This window comes from Pelomonas sp. Root1444 (genome assembly GCF_001426885.1).
Taxonomy (GTDB): domain Bacteria; phylum Pseudomonadota; class Gammaproteobacteria; order Burkholderiales; family Burkholderiaceae_C; genus Pelomonas.
Genome location: NZ_LMFP01000013.1, coordinates 265,643 through 287,270, shown reverse-complemented (window position 1 = coordinate 287,270; position 21,628 = coordinate 265,643). Strand labels below are relative to the sequence as shown.

Below are 21,628 nucleotides of genomic sequence, written 5' to 3'. Positions count from 1 at the left end.
TTCCCCCGGCCCATAGCATGGGTTGAAGCGGCCCCGGTGCGCGCGCGTGGAACGAACCCAGAGACATGACATGACGACTGAGGACAAGAAGAGCAAGGTCAAGCTGCGATCGGCCGAATGGTTCGGGACGCAGGACAAGAACGGCTTCATGTACCGCTCCTGGATGAAGAACCAGGGCATCCCCGACCACGAGTTCCAGGGCAAGCCCATCATCGGCATCTGCAACACCTGGAGCGAGCTGACGCCCTGCAACGCCCACTTCCGCAAGCTCGCCGAGCATGTCAAGAAGGGCATCCTGGAAGCAGGCGGCTGGCCGGTCGAGTTCCCGGTGTTCTCCAACGGCGAGAGCAACCTGCGCCCCACGGCGATGCTGACGCGCAACCTTGCCAGCATGGACGTGGAGGAAAGCATCCGCGGCAACCCGATGGACGCCGTCGTGCTGCTGGTGGGCTGCGACAAGACCACGCCCGCGCTGCTGATGGGCGCGGCCAGCGTCGACGTGCCGGCCATCGTCGTCACCGGGGGCCCCATGCTCAACGGCAAGTTGAACGGCAAGAACATCGGCTCCGGCACCGCCGTGTGGCAGCTGCACGAGCAGGTCAAGGCCGGCGAGATCAGCATGCACGACTTCCTGGCCGCCGAGGCCGGCCACTCGCGCTCCGCCGGCACCTGCAACACCATGGGCACGGCCTCCACGATGGCCTGCATGGCCGAGGCGCTGGGCACCTCGCTGCCGCACAACGCCGCCATCCCCGCCGTGGACGCGCGCCGTTATGTGATGGCCCACCTGTCGGGCATGCGCATCGTCGACATGGTCTGGGAGCAGCTCACGCTGTCCAAGGTGCTGACCAAGGAAGCGTTCGAGAACGCCATCCGCGTCAACGCGGCCATCGGCGGCTCCACCAACGCCGTCATCCACCTGAAGGCCATTGCCGGCCGCATCGGCGTGGACCTGGAGCTGGAAGACTGGACTCGCATCGGCCGCGGCACGCCCACCCTCGTGGACCTGCTGCCCTCGGGCCGCTTCCTGATGGAAGAGTTCTATTACGCGGGCGGCCTGCCCGCCGTCATCCGCCGCCTGGGCGATGCCGGCCTGCTGCCCAACCCCGACGCGCTGACGGTCAACGGCAAGAGCCTGTGGACCAACTGCGTCGACGCGCCCATCTACGACGACGAAGTCATCCGCAAGCTGGACAACCCGCTGATCGCCGACGGCGGCATCTGCATCCTGCGCGGCAACCTGGCGCCGCGTGGCGCCGTGCTCAAGCCCTCGGCCGCCACACCCGAGCTGATGACCCACCGCGGTCGCGCCGTCGTGTTCGAGAACTTCGAGGACTACAAGGCGCGCATCGTCGACCCCGACCTGGTCGTCGACGCCAGCTCCATCCTCGTCATGAAGAACTGCGGCCCCAAGGGCTACCCCGGCATGGCCGAGGTCGGCAACATGGGCCTGCCGCCCAAGCTGCTCGCCGCCGGCGTGAAGGACATGGTGCGCATCTCCGACGCCCGCATGAGCGGCACCGCCTACGGCACCGTCGTGCTGCACGTGGCGCCCGAAGCGCGCGCCGGTGGGCCGCTCGCGGTCGTGCAGGAAGGCGACTTCATCGAGCTGGACTGCGCCGCGGGTCGCCTGCACCTGGACATCCCCGAAGCCGAGCTGGCCGCGCGCCTGGAGGCCTGGGCCGCCGCGCAGACGGTGGACCCGGCCGACGCCAGCGGCTACCGCCAGCTCTACGTGCAGCATGTGCTGCAGGCCGACGAGGGCTGCGACTTCGACTTCCTGCGCGGCAAGCGCGGCTCCGCCGTGCCGCGTCATTCACATTAAGGAGTCCTCATGGACATCACGATCCAAGGCCTGGCGCTGATCGGCGGCCAGCCGGTGCGCGGCGCGGGCAAGGCCTTCCAGGCCTTCGACCCCAGCAAGAACGAAGCCCTCGGCCCCGACTTCAATGCCGTTGACGCCGCCCAGGTGGAGGCCGCCTGCGCGCTGGCCGGCGCCACGTTCGACACCTACCGCGCCACCAGCGACCACGAGCGCGCCGACTTCCTCGAGCAGATCGCCGCGCAGATCCTGGCGCTGGGCGACACGCTGATCGAGCGCGCCATGGCCGAGACCGGCCTGCCGCGCGCCCGCCTCGAAGGCGAGCGCGGCCGCACGATGAACCAGCTCAAGCTGTTCGCCGAACTGCTGCGTGAAGGCAGCTGGCAGGACGCCCGCATCGACACCGCGCTGCCCACGCGCACGCCGCCGCGGCCGGACCTGCGCCTGCGCTTCGTCGGCGTCGGCCCCGTCGCCGTGTTCGGCGCCAGCAACTTCCCGCTGGCCTTCTCGGTCGCCGGTGGCGACACCGCAGCGGCACTGGCCGCCGGCTGCCCCGTCGTCGTCAAGGCGCACTCGGCCCACCCGGGCACGTCCGAACTCGTCGGCCGCGCGGTCGTCGAGGCCGTGCGCCTGTCCAACCTGCCCGCCGGCGTCTTCGCGCTACTGACCGGCAGCGGCCATGGCATCGGCGACACGCTGGTGCGCCACCCGGCCATCCAGGCCGTCGGCTTCACCGGCTCGCGCAGCGGCGGCACGGCGCTGATGGCCGCGGCCGCGGCGCGCCCGCAGCCCATCCCCGTCTATGCCGAGATGAGCAGCATCAACCCCGTCGTCCTGCTGCCCGGCGCACTGGCTGCGCGTGGCGCAGAGATCGCCACCGGCTTCGCTGCGTCGCTGACGATGGGCGTGGGCCAGTTCTGCACCAACCCCGGCCTGGTGCTGGGCATCGCCGGCCCCGACTTCGACCGCTTCGCCGCCGCCGCTGCCGAGGCGCTCAAGCCCGTGCCGGCCGCCACCATGCTGACCCCCGGCATCGCCAGCGCCTACCAGCGCGGTGAAGACCAGCTCGCCGGCCAGGCGCAGGTGGACACGCTGCTGCGCGGCGAGTCCGCCGGCTGCAAGGGCGCGCCCAGCCTGTTCAAGACGACCGGTGCGGCCTTCCTGGCCAACCACGCCATGCAGTCCGAGATCTTCGGCCCGGCTTCGCTGCTGATCGCCTGCAAGGACCTCGCCGAGGTGCTCGCCGTCATCGAGGGCCTGGAAGGCCAGTTGACCGCCACGCTGCAGCTGCAGGACGAGGACGAAGCCGACCTGGCCGCCGCCCGCACGCTGCTGCCGGCGCTGGAGCGCAAGGTCGGCCGCATCCTGGCCAACGGCTACCCCACCGGCGTCGAGGTGTCGACGGCCATGGTTCACGGCGGCCCGTTCCCGGCCACCAGCGACGGCCGCAGCAGCTCGGTCGGCACGGCGGCCATCCAGCGCTTCCTGCGCCCGGTCTGCTACCAGAACCTGCCGCGCGCACTGCTGCCCGCGGTGCTGCGCGAACCCAACGAGCGCGGCGTCTGGCGGCGCCGCGATGGGGCGCTGACGCGGAATTGACGCGCCAGGCCCGCAGAACAACGAAGGAGACAGAAGACATGAAGAAGCAACTGCTCGCGCTCGTCGCGACGCTGGCCGTGGGCGCCAGCGCCCTGGCTGCCGACATCAAGCTGGTCGTCAATGCCGACCAGCCCGGCCCGGTCATCCACCGCAACATCTACGGCCAGTTCGCCGAGCACCTCGGCACCGGCATCTACGAGGGCATGTGGGTGGGCCCCGAGTCCAAGATCCCCAACGTGCGCGGCTGGCGCAAGGACGTCGTCGCGGCGCTCAAGGAACTGAAGGTGCCGCTGGTGCGCTGGCCCGGCGGCTGCTTCGCCGACGAATACCACTGGCGCGAGGGCATCGGCCCGCGCAACAAGCGCCCCGTCAAGGTCAACAGCAACTGGGGCGGTGTGCCCGAGAACAACGCCGTCGGCACGCACGAGTTCTTCGACCTCGTCGAGCAGCTCGGCGCCGAGGCCTATGTCAACGGCAACCTCGGCACCGGCAGCTCGCAGGAAATGGCCGAGTGGCTGGAGTACATGACCTCCACGGGCAAGTCCACGCTCGCCGAGCTGCGCCGCAAGAACGGCCGCGACAAGCCCTTCCGCGTGCACTACTTCGCCGTTGGCAACGAGGCCTGGGGCTGCGGCGGCAACATGCGGCCCGAGTACTACGCCGACCAGTACCGCCAGGTCGCCACCTTCCTGAGGACGCCGGAAGACAACCGCCCGATCTTCATCGCCAGCGGCGGCAACGGCATGCAGACCGAATGGACCGAGGCGCTGAGCAAGGGCGTGCACAGCGTCAACGCCATCTCCCACCATGCCTACACGCTGCCCACCGGCCAGTGGGAGAAAAAGGGCTCGGCGGTCGGCTTCCCTGAAAGCGAATGGGTCTCGACGCTGGGCAACGTCCAGCAGATCGAGGAGATGATCAAGGTCAACAAGGCCGTCCTCGACAAGAACGACCCGAGCAAGAAGATCGGTTTCTACTTCGACGAGTGGGGCAGCTGGTACGACCCCGATCCCGGCAGCAACCCGGGCTTCCTGGTCCAGCGCAACACCTTGCGTGACGCGCTGCTGGCCGCCCTGCACTTCAACGTCTTCCATGCCCACGCCGACCGCGTGCACATGACCAACGTCGCGCAGATGGTCAACGTGCTGCAGGCCATGATCCTGACCAGCAAGGACAAGCTGGTGCTGACCCCGACGTACCACGCCTTCGCGATGTACACGCCCTTCCAGGACGCCACCTCGGTGCCCGCGAAGATCGAGAACAACCCGGTCTACAAGGTCGACAAGTTCGCGATGCCGACGCTCTCCGCCACCGCCGCGCGCGGCAAGGACGGCAAGCTCTACATCGGCCTGGTCAACTCGAATGCGAACCAGCCGGCCGAGCTGACCCTGCAGGTCGGGGCCAACGCGCCCAAGTCCGTGAAGGGCAAGCTGCTGACCGCTGGCGCGATGGACGCGCAGAACGAACTCGGCAAACCCGCCCAGGTCGTGCCCGTGGCGTATGAAGCCCAGGCCGCGGACGGCAAGCTCACGCTGAAGCTGCCGGCCAAGTCCGTCGTGGTCGTCGCTGTCGAGGGCTGATCGCCCTCGCCGCCAGCGCTTTCGACTGATTCGCAACCCTGGGTCCGCCATGCTGCTTGCCCAGGCGTTGCGCTGCGTCCGTAGCCCTCACGCGGCATATCAAAACCAGGATCGACCGCTCCTGCAATGTCATTGGTGTGCCACCGCCGAGCCTCCTAGGCTGCGCCGGTCACAACCCACAGACCAGGAGACAAACACATCATGGCCCCTCAGAACCGACGCAACTTCCTTGCGGGCTCTGCTGCCCTCGCGCTGACCGCCTGCGGCGGGGGCGGTGGCGGCGGTGGCGGCACCGGCACGGTCACGCCGGTGGACACCACCCCCACGCCCACCAACCCCAACCCCGTCCAGACGGCGCTCACCTTCAGCAACGCATCGGTCCATGACCCGTCCATCGTCAGGGACGGCAGCACGTACTACGTCTTCGGCTCCCACCTCGCGGCGGCCAAGACGACGGACCTGATGAACTGGACCAAGATCGCCGACACGGTGAACGACGCGAACCCGCTGTTCACCAAGGTCACGACCGAGCTGTCCGCCGCGCTGACGTGGGCGCAGACGACCACGCTGTGGGCGCCCGACGTCATCAAGCTCGCCGACGGCAAGTTCTACATGTACTACTGCGCCTGCAAGGGCGACTCGCCGCTGTCGGCGCTGGGCATCGCCGTGGCCGACAAGGTCGACGGGCCCTACGCCAACAAGCAGCTGCTGTTGAAGTCCGGCATGGTGGGCCCGTCCGAGGACGGCACCAACTACGACGCCACCAAGCACCCCAACGTCGTCGACCCGGCGGTGTTCTTCGACGCGACCGGCAAGCTGTGGATGGTCTACGGCTCCTACTCGGGCGGCATCTTCATCCTGCAGCTCGACACGGCGACGGGGCTGCCGATCGCAGGCCAGGGCTACGGCAAGCACCTGATGGGCGGCAACCATGCCCGCATCGAAGGCGCCTACGTCCTGTACAGCCCGACGAGCAAGTACTACTACCTGTTCACGTCCTTCGGCGGCCTCGACGCCGTCGGCGGCTACAACGTACGCGTCGCCCGCTCGCTGCAGCCCGACGGCCCCTACCTCGACGGCGCCGGCACCGACATGGCCACCGTCAAAGGTGCCGCCGGCACGGTGTTCGACGATGCCAGCATCGCGCCGCACGGCGTGAAGCTGATGGGCGGCCACCAGTTCTCCAACGCGAGCTTCGAGACCGGCACGGCGCTGGGCTACGTGTCGCCCGGCCACAACTCGGCCTACCACGACCCGGCCACGGGCAAGTACTTCATCGTCTTCCACACGCGCTTCCCCGGCACCGGCGAGGCCCACGAGATCCGTGTGCACGAGATGCTGCTGAACGAGGACGGCTGGCTGGTCATCGCGCCGCTGCGTTATGCGCCGCTGAGCCTGGCTTCGCCCGCGCAGACGGCCGACGTCACCGCGGCCCAGGCGGCCGGCACCTACAAGCTCGTCAACCACGGCAAGGACATCACCGCCCAGAGCAAGGCCTCCATCGCCGTGACATTGAACGCCGACGGCACCGTGGGCGGCGCCGGCGGCATGACGGGCACCTGGGTGCACAACGGCAGCAACAAGATCTCCGTGGTGAGCGGCGGCGTGACCTACAAGGGCGTACTGTCCCGGCAATGGAACATGAACTCCAGCGCGTTCGTGGTGAGCTTCAGCGCGCTGTCGTCCGGCGGCGTGTCGTTGTGGGCGGTTCGCACCGGCAGCTGACGATGAAACGCCTGCTCGCCGCCGTTGCCTTCGCGCTGTGTGCCCACGGCGCGGATGCGGCCGCGGGCGGGGCGACGCAGGCGTTCCCGCTGGACCGCGTCCGGTTGCAGGACGGCCCCTTCCTGGAAGCCCAGACCACCGACCTGCACTACCTGATGGCTCTGGACGCCGACAAGCTGCTGGCGCCCTTCCTGCGCGAAGCCGGCTTGCCCGCCAAGGCGCCCAGCTACGGCAACTGGGAGTCCTCAGGCCTGGATGGCCACATGGGCGGCCACTACGTCTCGGCGCTGGCGCTGATGTGGGCCTCCACCGGCGACGCCGAGGTCAAGAAGCGGCTGGACTACGTCATCGCCGAACTCAAGCGCTGCCAGGACAAGCTCGGCAACGGCTACATCGGCGGCGTGCCCGACGGCGCCAAGGCCTGGGCCCAGGTGGGTTCGGGCGAGCTCAAGGTCGACAGCTTCTCGGTCAACGGCCGCTGGGTGCCCTGGTACAACATCCACAAGATGTTCGCCGGCCTGCGCGATGCGTGGGTGCACGCCGGCAATACCGACGCCAGGGCGATGCTGATCCGCATGAGCGACTGGGCGCTGCGGCTGACCACGCCGCTTTCTGATCAGCAGATGCAGGACATGCTGCGTGCCGAGCACGGCGGCATGAACGAGGTGCTGGCCGACGTCGCCGAGATGACCGGCGACCTGCGCTACCTGGCGCTGGCGCGGCGCTTCTCGCACCAGGCCGTGCTGCAGCCGCTGGCCAACGGGCAGGACAAGCTGACCGGCCTGCATGCCAACACGCAGATCCCCAAGGTCATCGGCTTCGCCCGCATCGCGCAGCAGGCTGGTGAGGACGAGGGCCGGCGCGCGGCCGAGTTCTTCTGGCGCACGGTCGTCGAGAAGCGCAGCGTGGTCATAGGCGGCAATAGCGTGCGTGAGCATTTCCACCCGGCCGACGACTTCAAGCCGATGCTCAACGAGGTGGAAGGCCCCGAGACCTGCAACAGCTACAACATGCTGAAGCTCACGGCGCTGTTGTCGAAGGCATCGCCGGATGTCGGCGCCTATACGGACTACTACGAGCGCACGCTCTACAACCACATCCTCGCGTCGCAGCACCCGGGCGAAGGCGGCTTCGTCTACTTCACGCCGATGCGGCCGCAGCATTACCGCGTCTACTCCAAGGTTGACGAAGGCATGTGGTGCTGCGTCGGCTCCGGCATCGAGAGCCACGCTCGCCACGGCGAGTTCATCTACGCGCACGACGGCGACGCGCTCTACGTCAACCTCTTCATCGCCTCCAAGCTGGACTGGCGCGAGCGCGGCATCCAGCTGACGCAGAGCACCCGCTTCCCCGACGAGTCGCGCACGCGGCTGACAGTGCAGGGCGCCGGCACGTTCGCGCTCAAGGTCCGCTACCCCGGCTGGGTCGCGCCTGGCGCGCTCAAGGTCAGGCTCAACGGCAAGCCGGTCAAGGTGACGGCCAGGCCCGGCGGCCATGTCGAACTGCGCCGTGCGTGGACGACCGGCGACCAGGTCGACGTCGAGCTGCCGATGCGCACGCGGCTCGAGCCCATGCCCGGCTTGAAGAACCATGTCGCCGTGCTGCACGGCCCCATCGTGCTGGCCGCCAAGACGCCGCAGCCGGGCGAGACGCTGAACTTCATGGCCGACGGCTCGCGCATGGGCCACATCGCGCACGGCGCCGTTTGCCCGCAGGAGGCCGCGCCGGTGTTCGTCAGCCCGACCCTGCGTGAGGCCGACATCGTGCGCCGCATCAAGCCCGTGCCCGGCCGGCCGATGACCTTCACCGCGCCCGGGCTGATCCAGGGTCGCAAGGACGCCGACCGCCTGCAACTCATCCCCTTCTTCCGCCTGCACGATTCGCGCTACATGCTCTATTGGGCGCGCAGCACACCGGCCCAGCAGAGCCTGTTGCGCATGGAACTGGCCAAGGCCGAGGAGGCGCGACTGGCGCTGGAGGCGCAGACCATCGACCAGGTCGCCCCCGGCGAGCAGCAGCCCGAGTCCGACCACGGCTTCAAGGGTGAGGGCGCCGAGAACGGCATCGCCCCGGCCGGCCGCTGGCGGCATGCGAAGCAGTGGTTCAGCTACGACCTGAGCGACCCCAAGGCCGAGGCCCGCGCGCTGCTTCTCAGCTTCGCCAAGGGCGACGCCGGCCGCCGCTTCGATCTTGTTGTCAACGGCCAGCTCATCGCGGAAGTTGAGTTGGGCAAGCCCGATACGCCTGACGAGATCTACACCCGAGAGTTCCCGCTGCCCGCCGACCTCGTGCGCACGGCAGCCGGCAAGTTGAATGTGAAGTTCGTTGCCAAGCCCGGCTCCATCGCCGGGGGGCTTTACGGCTTGCGATTACTGCGTTAGACAGCCCAACCACCCAACGGAGACCTCCCCAATGATCAAGCTCATCGCCCGCCGCACGCTGCTTGCCGCAGCCCTGTCGCTGCCCGCCTTCGGCGCCCTGGCCGCACCCCTCGTCATGGGCTTCTCGCAGGTCGGCGCCGAGAGCGAATGGCGCACCGCCAACACCGCCTCCATCAAGGCCGCGGCCAAGGAAGCCGGCATCACATTGAAATTTGCTGACGCGCAGCAGAAGCAGGAAAACCAGGTCAAGGCCATCCGTAGCTTCATCGCGCAGAAGGTCGACGTCATCGCCTTCTCGCCGGTCGTGGAGTCCGGCTGGGACACGGTGCTGAAGGAAGCCAAGACGGCGGGCATCCCCGTCATCCTGACCGACCGCGCCGTCAAGGTCGCCGACCCGTCGCTGTACGTCACCTTCATCGGCTCCGACTTCGTCGAGGAAGGCCGCAAGGCCGCGCGCTGGCTGCTGGAGCGCGCCGCCAAGACGCCGGGCGCCGCGCTGAACATCGTCGAACTGCAGGGCACGGTGGGCTCGGCCCCGGCCATCGACCGCAAGAAGGGCTTCGAGGAAGTCATCAAGACCAACCCCAAGCTGCAGATCATCCGCTCGCAGTCCGGCGAGTTCACGCGCGCCAAGGGCAAGGAAGTGATGGAGTCTTTCCTGAAGCAGCGCGACAAGAAGATCGACGTGCTGTACGCGCACAACGACGACATGGCGATCGGCGCGATCCAGGCGATCGAGGAAGCCGGGCTGAAGCCGGGTCAGGACATCGTCATCATCTCCATCGACGGCGTGCGTGGCGCGTTCGAGGCCATGAAGGCCGGCAAGCTGAACGTCACCGTCGAATGCAACCCGCTGCTGGGACCGCAGCTGATGCAGCTGGCCAAGGACGTGGTGGCCAAGAAGCCGGTGGAGAAGCGCATCACCGTCAACGAAGGGGTGTTCCCGGCTGAAGTGGCGGCCAAGGAATTGCCGAATCGGAAGTACTGAAATCGTGCGGTTTTCGGAGTTCGGCTTGGTGGCAAGGCCCGTGCGGGGATTTGCTTTCAGCGAAACCTTCGGTTTTCGCCCCCGCGGGCGACCTACTTCTTTGGGCGCCCAAAGAAGTAGGCAAGAAAACCGCCCCGATTCCGCCGCCCCTCGCTGCGCGAGGGGTTCCCTGCGCTTCTCGGTCGCCGAGGCCCGCGCAAAACTCCCTCCGCTACGCTCCGGTCAAACAGTTGCGCGGAGTCAGTCCACGAAGCGCGCTGGCGCGCGCGCCTCGACGCCCTGCGATGCTCGGCGGCTCCAAAGGGGTGAATCGAAACAGCCAACAGCCAACAGCCCGATCCAGCAGCCGGCCAAGGCCGGCTGCTTGGTATCCGGTATTGAGCATTTGGGGCGAAGCCAAAGCAGGTCGCCCGCAGGGGCGAAATCCCGGCACCACCCTTGCCACCAACGCAACGGTTATCGGAGCCACTGACGTGACCAAACCCGTGCTGGACCTCTCCGGCATCCACAAATCCTTCCCCGGCGTCAAAGCCCTCACCGACGTCAGCCTGCGCCTCTTCCCCGGCGAAGTGCATGCCCTCATGGGCCAGAACGGCGCCGGCAAGTCCACGCTGATCAAGGTGCTGACGGGCCTGTACCAGCCCGACGCCGGCACCATCACGCTCGACGGCAACCCCATCGCCCCGAAGCGCACCGAGGACGCCCAGGACCTCGGCATCCGCACCGTCTACCAAGAGGTCAACCTCTGCCCCAACCTCAGCGTGGCCGAGAACATCTGCGCCGGGCGCTTCCCGCGCAAATCCTGGCTGGGTGGGGGCCGCATCGACTGGGCCGCCGTCCATACCGAAGCCCGCCGCGTGCTCGCGCAGATGGACCTGGACATCGACGTCACGGCGCCGCTGTCGCGCTACTCGCTGTCCGTGCAGCAGATGGTCGCCATCGCCCGCGCGCTGCGCATCTCGGCCCGCGTGCTCATCCTCGACGAGCCCACGTCCAGCCTGGACGACGCGGCCGTGCAGCGGCTCTTCACCGTGCTGCGCCGCCTGCGCGACCAGGGCCTGGCCATCCTGTTCGTCACCCACTTCCTCGACCAGACCTATGCGCTGGCCGATCGCATCACCGTCATGCGCAACGGCGAGACCGAGGGCGAGTACCTGGCCGCCGACCTGAGCCGCCTGGCCCTCGTCAACAAGATGGTGGGCGCGCCGCCCGACCAGCAGCCCACCCGCCTGGACAGCCGCGCCCCCGAGACCGGCGCGCCCGTGCTGAAGGCCGTGGGCCTGGGCCGGCGCGGCGCACTGCAGCCGCTGGACATGGAGCTCAAGCGCGGCGAGGTGCTGGGCCTCGCGGGCCTGCTCGGCTCGGGCCGCACCGAGGCCGCGCGCCTGCTGTTCGGCGCCGACACGGCGGACGAAGGCCATGTCGAGACCGAGGGCCGCAGCGGCCGCTGGCATTCGCCGCGCGAGGCCATCGCTGCCGGCATCGCCTTCTGCTCCGAGGACCGCAAGCACGAGGGCGCCATCCTCGACCTGTCGGTGCGCGAGAACATCCTGCTCGCGCTGCAGGCCCGGTCGGGCCTGCGCCTGTGCATGAGTCGTGAGCAACAGCAGGCACTGGCCGACGACTACATCAAGCGCCTGGGCATCAAGACCGCCAGCGCCGACACGCCCATCGGGCAACTGTCAGGCGGCAACCAGCAGAAGGCCTTGCTCGCGCGCTGGCTGGCGACCGAGCCGGCCGTCCTCATCCTCGACGAGCCCACGCGCGGCATCGACGTACGCGCCAAGGAAGACCTGATGGACGCCGTGCGCGCGCTGGCCCACAAGGAAGACGGCACGGGCATGTCCATCCTCTTCATCTCCTCCGAGCTGCCCGAGGTGCTGCACTGCAGCGACCGCGTGCTGGTGCTGCGCGACCGCCGCGCCGCCGGCGAGTACCGCCGCGGCGAGCTGGACGAGCGCAGCGTGCTCGAAGTCATCGCGGCCGAGCCCGCGGCCTGATCCGCGTCTGCCCCGAAAGCCCACCATGAGCGTCCGCACCCTTCCCGCCCTGGCCACGCTGGCGCTGCTGTGCCTGGCCGCGCTGGCGCCCGCCCGCGCCGCGGCACCGACCGGCCTCGACCCCCAGGGCCAGGCGTTGCGCCAGCCGTTGACGCCCGACGCGCGCGGCTTCGCGTGGACGCCGCTGGCCGCGGGCGCGCAGGTGCAGCTCGGCACGTTGACGCGCAACATCCTGTTCTACGGCCCCGGCCTCGTGCGCGTGACGGCCCACCTGGGCCAGAGCCACGCGACCCAGCCCAGCCTGGTCGTCGTGGCCGCGCCGCAGGCCGTGTCGCTGGACGTGAAGGACGCCGGCGACACGCTGTCGCTGGCCAGCGCCGCCGTGCGCGTGGAGATCGACAAGCGCAGCGGCGCGCTCGCCTTCTACAAGCCCGACGGCAGCCTGTTCACGCGCGAGCAGGCGCCGGCCGCGCTCAAGCCGGTCGAGATCTCGGGCGCGCCCAGCTACACGATGACGCAGGCCTTCAGCCTGACGCCCGACGAATCGCTCTACGGCCTGGGCCAGTACAACGAGTCCTACATGGACTACCGCGGCCGCGACGTGCTGATGGTGCAGACCAACATCGGCACCGTGCTGCCCTTCATGGTCTCGACGCGCCGCTGGGGCGTGCTGTGGGACGTCTATTCCAAGATGCGCTTCACCGACGACGCGCAGGGTGCGCGCTTCTGGGCCGAGAGCGCTCCGGCGGGCGCCGACTACTACCTCGTCGCCGGCACGACGATGGACGACGTGATGGCCGGCTACCGCCAGCTGACCGGCGCCGCGCCGCTGTTCCCCAAGAGCGCCCTGGGCCTGTTCATGAGCAAGGAGCGCTACAAGACCCAGCAGCAGTTGCTCGACGTCGCCAAGCGCTTCCGTGCCGAGCATTTCCCGCTCGACACCATCGTGCAGGACTGGCAGTACTGGGGCGGCGACAAGGACGGCACCTGGAGCGGCATGACCTGGAACGCCGAGCGCTTCCCCGACCCGCGCGGCATGGTCGACACGCTGCACCGCCAGCTGAACACCCAGCTCATGGTGTCCATCTGGCCCTCGGTCGGCGACGACACCGCGCTGGCCCATGAGCTGGACGCCAAGGGCCTGCGCTTCGCGCCCAAGCACTGGATCTCCGGCAAGGCGCAGATCTACGACGCCTTCAGCGTCGAGGGCCGCGACATCTACTTCAAGCACGTCAAGAAGGGGCTGCTGGACATCGGCGTGGACGCGCTGTGGATGGACGGCACCGAGGTCGAAGTGGGCGGCGCCGCCCACGACCCCGGCGAGGTCGAAGCCGACATCAAGCGCCTCGGGCGCAACGCGATGGGCGACTTCACGCGCTACCTGAACGTCTACAGCCTGGTCACGACCCGCGGCGTCTACGAGGGCCAGCGCGCCAGCGGCGCCAAGCGCGCGTTGACGCTGACCCGCTCCGGCTGGGCCGGCCAGCAGCGCTATGCGGCCCTGCCCTGGTCGGGCGACACGACGGCCAGCTGGGCGACGCTGCGCGCGCAGATCGCCGGCGGCCTGAACGTCGGCATGGCCGGCATGCCGTACTGGACGCAGGACACCGGCGGCTTCTTCGTCAGGCATGCCGGCGGCGAGCGCAACCCGGCCTGGCGCGAGCTGTACGCGCGCTGGAACCAGTTCGGCATCTTCAACCCCATCTACCGCATCCACGGCACGGACGTCGAGCGCGAGCCCTACCTGTTCAAGACGCTGGACCCGGCCGTCTACGACTCGTTGCTGAAGGCCGCCCAGCTGCGCTACCGCCTGCTGCCCTACCTGTACGGCCTGGCCTGGCGTGCCCACGACGAGGGCTACGTGATGATGCGCGGCCTGGCGATGGACTTCCCCGACCAGAAGCCGCTGCGCCAGGTGGACGACACCTACATGTTCGGCCCGGCCTTCCTCGTGCAGCCCATCACCCGCTCCACGCTCTACCCCGAGGTGCCGCCGGCCGCCACCATCCCCGCCAGCGCACTGCGCACGCCGTCCGGCGAGCCCGGGCTGCAGCTGGAGTACTTCTCCGGCATGAACTTCGAGAAGCCGGCCAGCCGCACCGTCGACGGCCCGGTGGACCACGACTGGCCGCCCGCGCCGCTGGGCAGCGTGCCGCCCGGCCTGCAAGGCCTCAACCAGTTCTCGGCGCGCTGGCAGGGCACCCTCGTCGCGCCGGAGGCCGGCGAGTACGAGATCGGCCTGGAAGGCGACGACGGCTTCCGTCTGTGGCTGGACGACAAGCTCGTCGTCGACGACTGGAAGAACGGCGCGCCCCGCTTCGAGGGCACGCGCGTCAAGCTGGCGGCGGGCCAGGCTCTGCGCCTGCGCATCGACTTCTACCAGGACGCCTACGGCCGCAAGCTGCGTCTGGCGTGGCGCACGCCGGCCCAGCTGCTGGCGCTGGCCGACGCGCAGCGCAACGTCGACAAGCGCCAGGCCACGCTGCTGCCGGCCGGCAGCACCTGGTTCGACTTCTGGACCGGCAAGCCCCACGCCGGCGGCCAGTCGGTGGCGCGCGAGTACAGGCTCGACGAATTCCCGCTGTTCGTGCGCGCCGGCAGCATCGTGCCCATGGGCCCGGTCGTCGAGCATGTCGGCCAGAAGCCCGACGCGCCCTACGACATCCGCATCTACCCCGGCGCCGACGCGCAGTTCACGCTCTACGAGGACGACGGCGAGACCTACCGTTATGAAGCCGGCGAGCGCGCCACCGTCACGCTGCGCTGGGACGACGCCCGCCGCGTGCTGAACGTCGGCGCGCGGGACGGCCGCTTCCCCGGCCTCGTCGAGCAACGCCGCTTCAACGTGACGCTGATGGACGCGTCCGGCCGCGGCACGAAGCCCCGGTCCGTCCTCTACCGCGGCAAAGCGACGGCGCTGCAGTTCCCGACCCCATGAGTTCTTCCACGCTTGCCATGTCTTCTCCTCCTGCGCCCTCCTCCTTCTGGCGCCATCCGCTGGCCCGGCCGCTCGCTGCGCTGGCGCTGCTGCTGGCCGTCGCGGCCCTCTTCGTGCCCGGCTTCCTGCACCTCGAAATCAAGGACGGCCACCTCTACGGCAGCCTCATCGACATCCTGCACCGCGCCGCACCGCTGATGCTGGCGGCGCTGGGCATGACGCTGGTCATCGCCACGCGCGGCATCGACGTGTCGGTGGGCGCCGTCGTCGCCATCGCCGGCACGGTGGCCTGCGTGCTGGTCGGCTCGCACGGCCTGGCGATCGCCTTCGCGGCGGCGCTGGGCGCGGCGCTGCTGTGCGGGCTGTGGAACGGCCTGCTCGTGTCGGCGCTGGGCCTGCAGCCCATCATCGCGACGCTGATCCTGATGGTCGCCGGCCGCGGCCTGGCGCAGCTGCTGACCGACGGCCAGATCATCACCGTCTACGAGCCCGCGAGCTTCTTCTGGCTCGGCGGCGGCTACCTGCTGGGCCTGCCGGTGTCGCTGTTCGTCGTGGCGACGGTCGGCGGCCTCACTGCGCTGCTGATGAAGCGCACCGCGCTGGGCCTGTTCATCCAGACCGTCGGCATCAACCCCGTCGCCGCCCGCCTGGCCGGCGTGCGCACCGCGGCCATCGTGTTCTTCGTCTACGTCTACTGCAGCCTGGGCGCGGGCCTGGCCGGGCTGATGATCTCGTCCAACATCAAGAGCGCCGACGCCAACAACGCCGGCCTGCTGCTGGAGCTGGACGCCATCCTGGCGGTCACGCTGGGCGGCGGGCAGCTCAGCGGCGGCAAGTTCAGCCTGGCCGGCAGCCTCATCGGCGCGCTGATCATCCAGACGCTGACCTCCACCATCTACGCCATGGGCGTGCCGCCGCAGGTGACCATGGTCGTCAAGGCCATCGTCGTGTTCGCGGTCTGCATCTCGCAGTCGTCCATCTGGTCGCGGAGGACCGCATGAAGCGTCTTCTCTCTGCCCCTTCTTTCACCAGCTGGGTCAGCGTCGTGCTGATGGCGGTGCTCTTCATCGCCGGCGCCGCCAACTACACCGGCTTCGCGTCCACGCAGGTCGTGCTCAACCTGCTCATCGACAACGCCTTCCTGCTCGTCATCGCGGTGGGCATGAGCTTCGTCATCCTGTCCGGCGGCATCGACCTGTCGGTGGGCTCGGTGCTGGCGCTGACCACCATGGTCGCCGCCTGGCTGCTGCAGGTCGCGCAATGGCCGGCGGAAGCCGTCATCGTGCTCGTGCTGCTCGGCGGCGCGGCCTTCGGCGCGCTGCAGGGCGGTGTCATCCACGTCTTCAAGCTGCAGCCCTTCATCGTCACGCTGGCCGGCATGTTCCTGGCGCGCGGCCTGTGCTTCCTGATCAGCGTCGACAGCGTCACCATCGACGCGCCGCTGTTCGTCGCGCTGTCGCAGACGCAGATCCCGCTCTTTGGTGGCGCCTTCCTGTCGCCCGGTGCGGTCATCGCGTTGGTGGTGCTGGGCCTGGGCCTGTGGATCGCGCATTGCACCGCCTTCGGCCGCACCATCTACGCGCTGGGCGGCAGCGAGGCCTCGGCGCTGATGATGGGCCTGAACGTCGGCCGCACCAAGGTCGCCGTCTATGCGCTCAGCGGCTTCTGCGCGTCGCTGGCCGGCCTGCTGTTCGCGTTCTACATGCTCAGCGGCTATGGCCAGCATGGCCAGGGTGTGGAGCTGGACGCGATCGCCGCCGTCGTCATCGGCGGCACGGTGCTGACGGGCGGTTATGGCTACGTGGCCGGTGCGCTGTCCGGCGTGCTGGTGCTGGGCCTGATCCAGACGCTGATCGCCTTCGACGGCACGCTCAGCTCCTGGTGGACCAAGATCGTCATCGGCGCGCTGCTGTTCGTCTTCTGCGCCGTGCAGCGGCTGCTGTCTCTCAAGAAGGCGGCCAGCTGAGCGCCGCACCGGAGCTGCCCATGAAGAAGCTTTGCGCATCGATGTGGGCCGCCCTGGCGCTGGCGGCCGTGCCCGCCTGGGGTGCGGACGACGGCGGATGGCATTCGCTGTTCAACGGCCGCGACCTGTCCGGCTGGACCGTCAAGATCAACAAGCACCCGCTCGGCGACAACCACGCCAACACCTTCCGCGTCGAGGACGGCATCCTCAAGGTCGGCTACGACGGCTACGGCAAGTTCGAGGAGCGCTTCGGCCACCTGTACTCCAACCTCGCCTACTCGCACTACGTCCTGCGCCTGGAGTACCGCATCACCGGCACCGCCATGGCCGACGCGCCGCCCTGGGCCAAGCTCAACAGCGGCGTGATGATCCACGCGCAGTCACCGTTGACGATCGGCCTGAACCAGGCCTGGCCGGTCAGCATGGAGTTCCAGTTCCTCAGCGTGGGTGCCAGCGCCGGCCGGCAGACGGGCAACGTCGTCACGCCGGGCACGAACCTGGAGATCGACGGCAAGCTGCGCACCGACCACATCATCGACTCGACCTCCAAGCTCTTCCCCGTCGACGAATGGGTGGCGGTGGAGGTCGAGGTGCACGGCAACGACGAGGTCATCCACCGCATCAATGGCGCCGAGGTGCTGCGCTACCAGCGCCCGCAGCTCGACCCCAAGGACGACAGCGCCAAGGCCTTGCTGGCCGCGGGCGCGCCGCTGCAGCTGTCGTTCGGCCACATCGCGCTGCAGGCTGAATCGCAGCCGGTGTGGTTCAGGAATATCAGGATCCGCCCGCTCCCGCGCTGACGTGCTCGCCGGGTGTGCGCCGCCCTTGAGGAAAGCTTGAAGCCGATGTTGAAGAAGATCACCGCTGCGGCGCTGTCGCTGCTTGCGCTGGGCGCCGCTCAGGCTGCCAACCCGCTGTTCGCGCCGCTCTACACCGCCGACCCGGCGGTGCTTGTGGAAGGCGGCCGCGTCTATCTGTTCGCCGGCCGTGATGAGGCCTTGCCGGCAGGCAAGGACTTCGTCATGCACGAGTGGCGCGTGTTCTCCAGCTGCGACATGGTGAACTGGCGCGACGACGGCGTGCCGCTGAAGGCCAGGACCTTCGCCTGGGCCAAGGGCCGCGCCTGGGCGTCCGACATCGTCAAGCGCGACGGCAAGTACTGGTTCTACTCGACGGTCGAGCACGCGACGGTGCCCGGCTTTGCGGTCGGCGTGGCCGTGTCGGACTCACCCACCGGCCCGTTCGTGGATGCGCGCGGTTCTGCGCTCGTCACCAACGACATGACCCAGCAGACCGACATCGCGTGGGACGACATCGACCCGACCGTGTTCCTGGACGACGACGGCCAGGCCTGGCTGTACTGGGGCAACACGGTGCTGAAGTACGCCAAGCTCAAGGCCAGCATGACCGAGCTGGACGGGCCCATCCACGTGCTGCCGGTGAAGGACTTCGTCGAGGCGCCCTACCTGCACAAGCGCAAGGTCGAGGGCAAGAGCACCTACTACCTCAGCTACTCCGAGTTCTTCCCCGAGCAGACGGCCTACCTGACCGGGCCTTCTCCCACCGGCCCCTGGACGCCGCGTGGCGTCATCATGGCCAAGAACCTGAAGACGCCCACCATCCACCAGGCCATCTTCGACTTCAACGGCAGGAGCTACATCGCGTATCACAACGCGGAGCTGCCGGGCGGTGGCGAGTACCGGCGGTCGGTGGCGATCGAGGAGTTCTCGTACCGGCCGGACGGGACGATCCCGTTCATCGAGCAGACGAAGACAGGGCCGAAGGCGAATCCTTCGACGGGGTGCAAGTAGCGCGGTATCGGCGGGACCGGCCCGCGGTCAGCGCTTGGGGCCGGCTGACGCCGAAAGCCAGCAGCCCCAACGCCAGCAGGGCGATGGCCGGCCATGACAATCCAGCGCATGGGCACCAAAGGACGGACACTGACACTGCGTGTGCGAGAGGCCGTCGATGCGGGTGAGCTCGGCCTATGGGACCTTCGCCCCGAGCTGGAGACGGTCCATTACTCGCCGCAGTGGAAATCGAAGCTGGGGTTCCCCGATCCTCACCGCGCCGACAGCACGCACTTCTGGCGCTGCCGGGTGCACCCCGCCGACCTGGACGGCATGCTGGGGGCGATGCGCGCGCATGCCGGCCGCACGCAGCCCGGCTATGAGGCCACCTTCCGCCTGCGGAGCAACGGTTCGGGCTATCGCCTGATGCACTCGCGCGGCCGCGTTGTCGAGTGGAGCGCCGACGGCCGCGCCGCACGCATGATCGGCACGATGGTCGACCTGACCCAGCGGCCCTTCACCCCGCAGGGTGGACTGCCAACTGGCCCGCGGGGCTCGATGGGCGGCCTGCCGCTGGTGCAGCCGTTCCATCGGCTGCTGAGCGCAGAGACACCCGGGAACGCCTCGGAGCGGCAGCGGTTGCTCGGGGAGCTGGAAGAGATGCTGCAGGCGTCGTTGGCCGAGGTGGAAGGCCTGCGTCCGGCGGCGGGGTGACGTTGGCGAAACCTTCGGTTTTCTTCTGCGGCTGCTGCTTTGTTGTCACGGCGCGAGCTTGACTCGCTGCACGACACTTCTCGAGATGCGTCATCTCACCTTCGACCTCACAGACGGCTCCGACGACATCCTCACGCTGGAAGCCATGGCGTCTACGCGCGAGGCCGAGCACGCGGCGGTGATGGCGGAGGCAGTGCAGCTGCTGGCCTGGGCGGAGTCCGAGTTCGGTGGCCGGCACGGGCCGGTGGAGGATGGCAACGCATGGGATCACGAGCTGCTGGTGCAGCATGAGCCGGGTGGGTGGGTGACGGTGACGCTGACCTTCAGCGCGTCGGTCGAGTTCGCCGAGGCGTTTCAGGCCAAGTTCGGCGAAGCCGACGAAGACTGAAGCCACGGCTCAGGGCTCGCCAACACAGAACCGCCGCGTCGCCCGGGCGACGCTGTCTTCGCGTGACCGGTGAGCCCGGCGTGCGGCCGGCGTCAGGCGGGCCGGTGGTGCGATGGATGCCCCAGCGCGCTGCGGTCAACGGCTCAGGACGCCGACGACCGGCTCAGCCCAGCCGCCGTCTGAACGGGCTGACCAACTGCTTTCCCAATGTCTCCGGCAGCTCCCGGTCGGCACCGTACGACAGCGGGAACTGCTGTGCCGGCAAGTGGTAAGTGCCGAACACACGGTCGATCCAGGGGAACAAGGACGCGTAGTTCTTGTTCAGCGTGCCGGGCATGTTGGCGTGATGCCAATGGTGAAAGGCGGGCGTCACGATGAGTTGTTCCAGCCAGCCCAGGCGCCACTTCAGGTTGGTGTGCACGAAGAACGCCCACAGCGTGGTGAGCGTGAGGTAGACCGCAACAGCCGCGTCCAGCCCGTCGTTGCCCTGCCGAACACCCAGCACCACGATGGGCACCGCCGACACCGCGCGCGCGAACACCAGGTCCAGCGGATGGGCGCGCGTGTTCACCAGCCAGTCCAGTTCCGTCGGGCTGTGATGCACGGCGTGCAATCGCCACAGCCATTCGTTCTCATGAGACCAGCGATGCGCCCAGTAGAACGCCACGTCGCCCAGCAGCACCATCGCGCCCACGCGCACCGCGAACGGCAGGCTGGCGACCCAGGCGTAGAAGGACGCCGGCACGAGCCCGCTGACGAACCAGGCCAGGGCCGCCGTTGCCGCCACCGTCAGGAACGGCGGCAGCAGGCCGCCGAGGAAGTAGTAGCCGACGTCCTGCGCCATGTTCTCGCGCAGGAAGCGTTGGCGGCGGACCGGGAAGCGGCGCTCCAGCAGGCCGAACACCACCGCCATGGCCAGCAACCAGGCGGCCAGCCCCAGCGCCTTGTGCGGCAACGACGCCGCCAGCGCCTGCCACTGCTGCCAGACCTGGCTCAAGTGCGAGACGCCTTGGCTAAGGGGTCGCCCTGCGGCGCCGCAGTTTCAGCCAGCCCAGGCCCGCCAGCCCCGCCGCGAGCAGGTGCTGAATCGAGACTTCAGGCACCGCCGCCGCGCTCAGCGTGACCCCATCGAGATTGAGGATCTCCGGATAAGAACCCGGCAGGAACTCGGCCGCGAAGGTCAGCGCCTGCACCGTCGCTGTGGCGGTGAAGGTCATCGTCGACTGCACCCACGTGGCGTCGCTCGCCGACGTCTGTTGCCCCGCCTTCGTCTGCGTGCCGAACGTGACGGCCCACCGCTGCATCGCGCCGGGGCTGAGGGACGTGTGGTTGGACATCGAGAAGAAGCTCAGCTGGTAGCTGGTGCCGACTTCCAGCCCCGACACGAGCTGCGTGATGCCGCCTGCATTGAATCGCGGCGAGAACGCGTCGAGGTCCTGGATGCCGAAATAGGCGCCCCCTTCCGGGCTCGGATGGTTCTCGAAGGAGTGCCACGATTCACCGCCCGGCACCAGCACCGCCCACCCCGTGGGCGGGCCCGCGCCGGAGAAGTTCATCGAGCCGTTGATGACCAGGCTGTCCGCGGCGTGCGCCATCAGCGGCGCGACGAGGAGCCAAGGCAGATGTTTGAACACCATCTCGGACCACCATCGTTGGGTTGACAAGCCGCGGACACTACGCCGGCCTTGGGCCGGCACAACCCCTAGTCCTCAGGGCGCGCGGGTGCGGTTCGTGGGG

Annotated in this window: 16 protein-coding genes; 14 read left to right on the top strand and 2 right to left on the bottom strand. The window is 68.8% G+C overall.

Annotated elements, in window-relative coordinates:
- Positions 1–70 precede the first annotated feature (70 nt).
- The 14 genes from ASD35_RS14845 (at position 71) to ASD35_RS14780 (ending at position 19,891) form a co-directional block, all read left to right on the top strand.
- The gene (locus ASD35_RS14845) at positions 71–1,825 is read left to right on the top strand and encodes an IlvD/Edd family dehydratase (protein ID WP_056875714.1); all 1,755 of its coding nucleotides are present in this window, start codon (positions 71–73) and stop codon (positions 1,823–1,825) included.
- Positions 1,826–1,840: 15 nt separating this feature from the next.
- On the top strand, positions 1,841–3,421 hold the full coding sequence (locus tag ASD35_RS14840) for an aldehyde dehydrogenase (NADP(+)) (RefSeq protein ID WP_056875878.1): 1,581 nt from the start codon (positions 1,841–1,843) through the stop codon (positions 3,419–3,421).
- Positions 3,422–3,459: 38 nt separating this feature from the next.
- Positions 3,460–5,001: an alpha-N-arabinofuranosidase gene (locus tag ASD35_RS14835; RefSeq protein ID WP_056875713.1), complete on the top strand. Its 1,542-nt coding sequence runs from the start codon at positions 3,460–3,462 to the stop codon at positions 4,999–5,001.
- A gap of 201 nt (positions 5,002–5,202) precedes the next feature.
- The gene (locus ASD35_RS14830; RefSeq protein ID WP_082580170.1) at positions 5,203–6,726 is read left to right on the top strand and encodes a glycoside hydrolase family 43 protein; all 1,524 of its coding nucleotides are present in this window, start codon (positions 5,203–5,205) and stop codon (positions 6,724–6,726) included.
- 2 nt (positions 6,727–6,728) lie between these two features.
- Positions 6,729–9,107: a glycoside hydrolase family 127 protein gene (locus tag ASD35_RS14825; protein WP_056875876.1), complete on the top strand. Its 2,379-nt coding sequence runs from the start codon at positions 6,729–6,731 to the stop codon at positions 9,105–9,107.
- 31 nt (positions 9,108–9,138) lie between these two features.
- Complete coding sequence (locus ASD35_RS14820) at positions 9,139–10,095, top strand: ABC transporter substrate-binding protein (RefSeq protein ID WP_056875712.1); 957 nt, start codon at positions 9,139–9,141, stop codon at positions 10,093–10,095.
- A gap of 473 nt (positions 10,096–10,568) precedes the next feature.
- A complete protein-coding gene (locus ASD35_RS14815) occupies positions 10,569–12,095 on the top strand; it encodes a sugar ABC transporter ATP-binding protein (protein WP_369819218.1) in 1,527 nt (508 codons plus the stop codon).
- 25 nt (positions 12,096–12,120) lie between these two features.
- Positions 12,121–15,033 (top strand): TIM-barrel domain-containing protein, encoded by a 2,913-nt coding sequence (locus ASD35_RS14810; RefSeq protein WP_056875711.1) that lies wholly within the window; start codon positions 12,121–12,123, stop codon positions 15,031–15,033.
- Positions 15,030–16,034: an ABC transporter permease gene (locus ASD35_RS14805; RefSeq protein ID WP_056875710.1), complete on the top strand. Its 1,005-nt coding sequence runs from the start codon at positions 15,030–15,032 to the stop codon at positions 16,032–16,034. Before ASD35_RS14810 ends, ASD35_RS14805 begins: the two co-directional genes overlap by 4 nt.
- Positions 16,031–16,999, top strand: coding sequence for a galactofuranose ABC transporter, permease protein YjfF (yjfF, locus tag ASD35_RS14800; RefSeq protein WP_056875709.1), 969 nt, complete (start codon positions 16,031–16,033; stop codon positions 16,997–16,999). Before ASD35_RS14805 ends, yjfF begins: the two co-directional genes overlap by 4 nt.
- A gap of 20 nt (positions 17,000–17,019) precedes the next feature.
- Positions 17,020–17,799, top strand: coding sequence for a DUF1080 domain-containing protein (locus ASD35_RS14795; protein ID WP_056875708.1), 780 nt, complete (start codon positions 17,020–17,022; stop codon positions 17,797–17,799).
- A 45-nt stretch (positions 17,800–17,844) separates the two neighbouring features.
- The gene (locus tag ASD35_RS14790) at positions 17,845–18,810 is read left to right on the top strand and encodes a glycoside hydrolase family 43 protein (protein ID WP_056875707.1); all 966 of its coding nucleotides are present in this window, start codon (positions 17,845–17,847) and stop codon (positions 18,808–18,810) included.
- Between the two features lie 108 nt (positions 18,811–18,918).
- A complete protein-coding gene (locus ASD35_RS14785) occupies positions 18,919–19,503 on the top strand; it encodes a PAS domain-containing protein (RefSeq protein ID WP_056875706.1) in 585 nt (194 codons plus the stop codon).
- Positions 19,504–19,588: 85 nt separating this feature from the next.
- Positions 19,589–19,891, top strand: coding sequence for a hypothetical protein (locus ASD35_RS14780; protein WP_056875705.1), 303 nt, complete (start codon positions 19,589–19,591; stop codon positions 19,889–19,891).
- Between the two features lie 163 nt (positions 19,892–20,054).
- Here ASD35_RS14780 and ASD35_RS14775 read toward each other — a convergent pair whose 3' ends face one another.
- Together ASD35_RS14775 and ASD35_RS14770 are read right to left on the bottom strand one after the other, a co-directional pair.
- Entirely contained in the window at positions 20,055–20,888 is an 834-nt protein-coding gene (locus ASD35_RS14775) for a sterol desaturase family protein (protein WP_056875704.1), read from the bottom strand.
- Positions 20,889–20,904: 16 nt separating this feature from the next.
- Positions 20,905–21,528, bottom strand: a complete 624-nt coding sequence (locus tag ASD35_RS14770; protein WP_056875703.1) for a hypothetical protein — start codon at positions 21,526–21,528, stop codon at positions 20,905–20,907.
- Positions 21,529–21,628 lie beyond the last annotated feature (100 nt).

Bases quoted from the DNA above. Each gene is read 5' to 3' on its own strand.
- ASD35_RS14845 (WP_056875714.1), top strand. From the start codon at position 71: ATGACGACTGAGGACAAGAAGAGCAAGGTCAAGCTGCGATCGGCCGAA.
- ASD35_RS14835 (WP_056875713.1), top strand. From the start codon at position 3,460: ATGAAGAAGCAACTGCTCGCGCTCGTCGCGACGCTGGCCGTGGGCGCC.
- ASD35_RS14830 (WP_082580170.1), top strand. From the start codon at position 5,203: ATGGCCCCTCAGAACCGACGCAACTTCCTTGCGGGCTCTGCTGCCCTC.
- ASD35_RS14825 (WP_056875876.1), top strand. From the start codon at position 6,729: ATGAAACGCCTGCTCGCCGCCGTTGCCTTCGCGCTGTGTGCCCACGGC.
- ASD35_RS14820 (WP_056875712.1), top strand. From the start codon at position 9,139: ATGATCAAGCTCATCGCCCGCCGCACGCTGCTTGCCGCAGCCCTGTCG.
- ASD35_RS14810 (WP_056875711.1), top strand. From the start codon at position 12,121: ATGAGCGTCCGCACCCTTCCCGCCCTGGCCACGCTGGCGCTGCTGTGC.
- ASD35_RS14805 (WP_056875710.1), top strand. From the start codon at position 15,030: ATGAGTTCTTCCACGCTTGCCATGTCTTCTCCTCCTGCGCCCTCCTCC.
- yjfF (WP_056875709.1), top strand. From the start codon at position 16,031: ATGAAGCGTCTTCTCTCTGCCCCTTCTTTCACCAGCTGGGTCAGCGTC.
- ASD35_RS14795 (WP_056875708.1), top strand. From the start codon at position 17,020: ATGAAGAAGCTTTGCGCATCGATGTGGGCCGCCCTGGCGCTGGCGGCC.
- ASD35_RS14790 (WP_056875707.1), top strand. From the start codon at position 17,845: ATGTTGAAGAAGATCACCGCTGCGGCGCTGTCGCTGCTTGCGCTGGGC.
- ASD35_RS14785 (WP_056875706.1), top strand. From the start codon at position 18,919: ATGGGCACCAAAGGACGGACACTGACACTGCGTGTGCGAGAGGCCGTC.
- ASD35_RS14780 (WP_056875705.1), top strand. From the start codon at position 19,589: ATGCGTCATCTCACCTTCGACCTCACAGACGGCTCCGACGACATCCTC.
- ASD35_RS14770 (WP_056875703.1), bottom strand. From the start codon at position 21,528: ATGGTGTTCAAACATCTGCCTTGGCTCCTCGTCGCGCCGCTGATGGCG.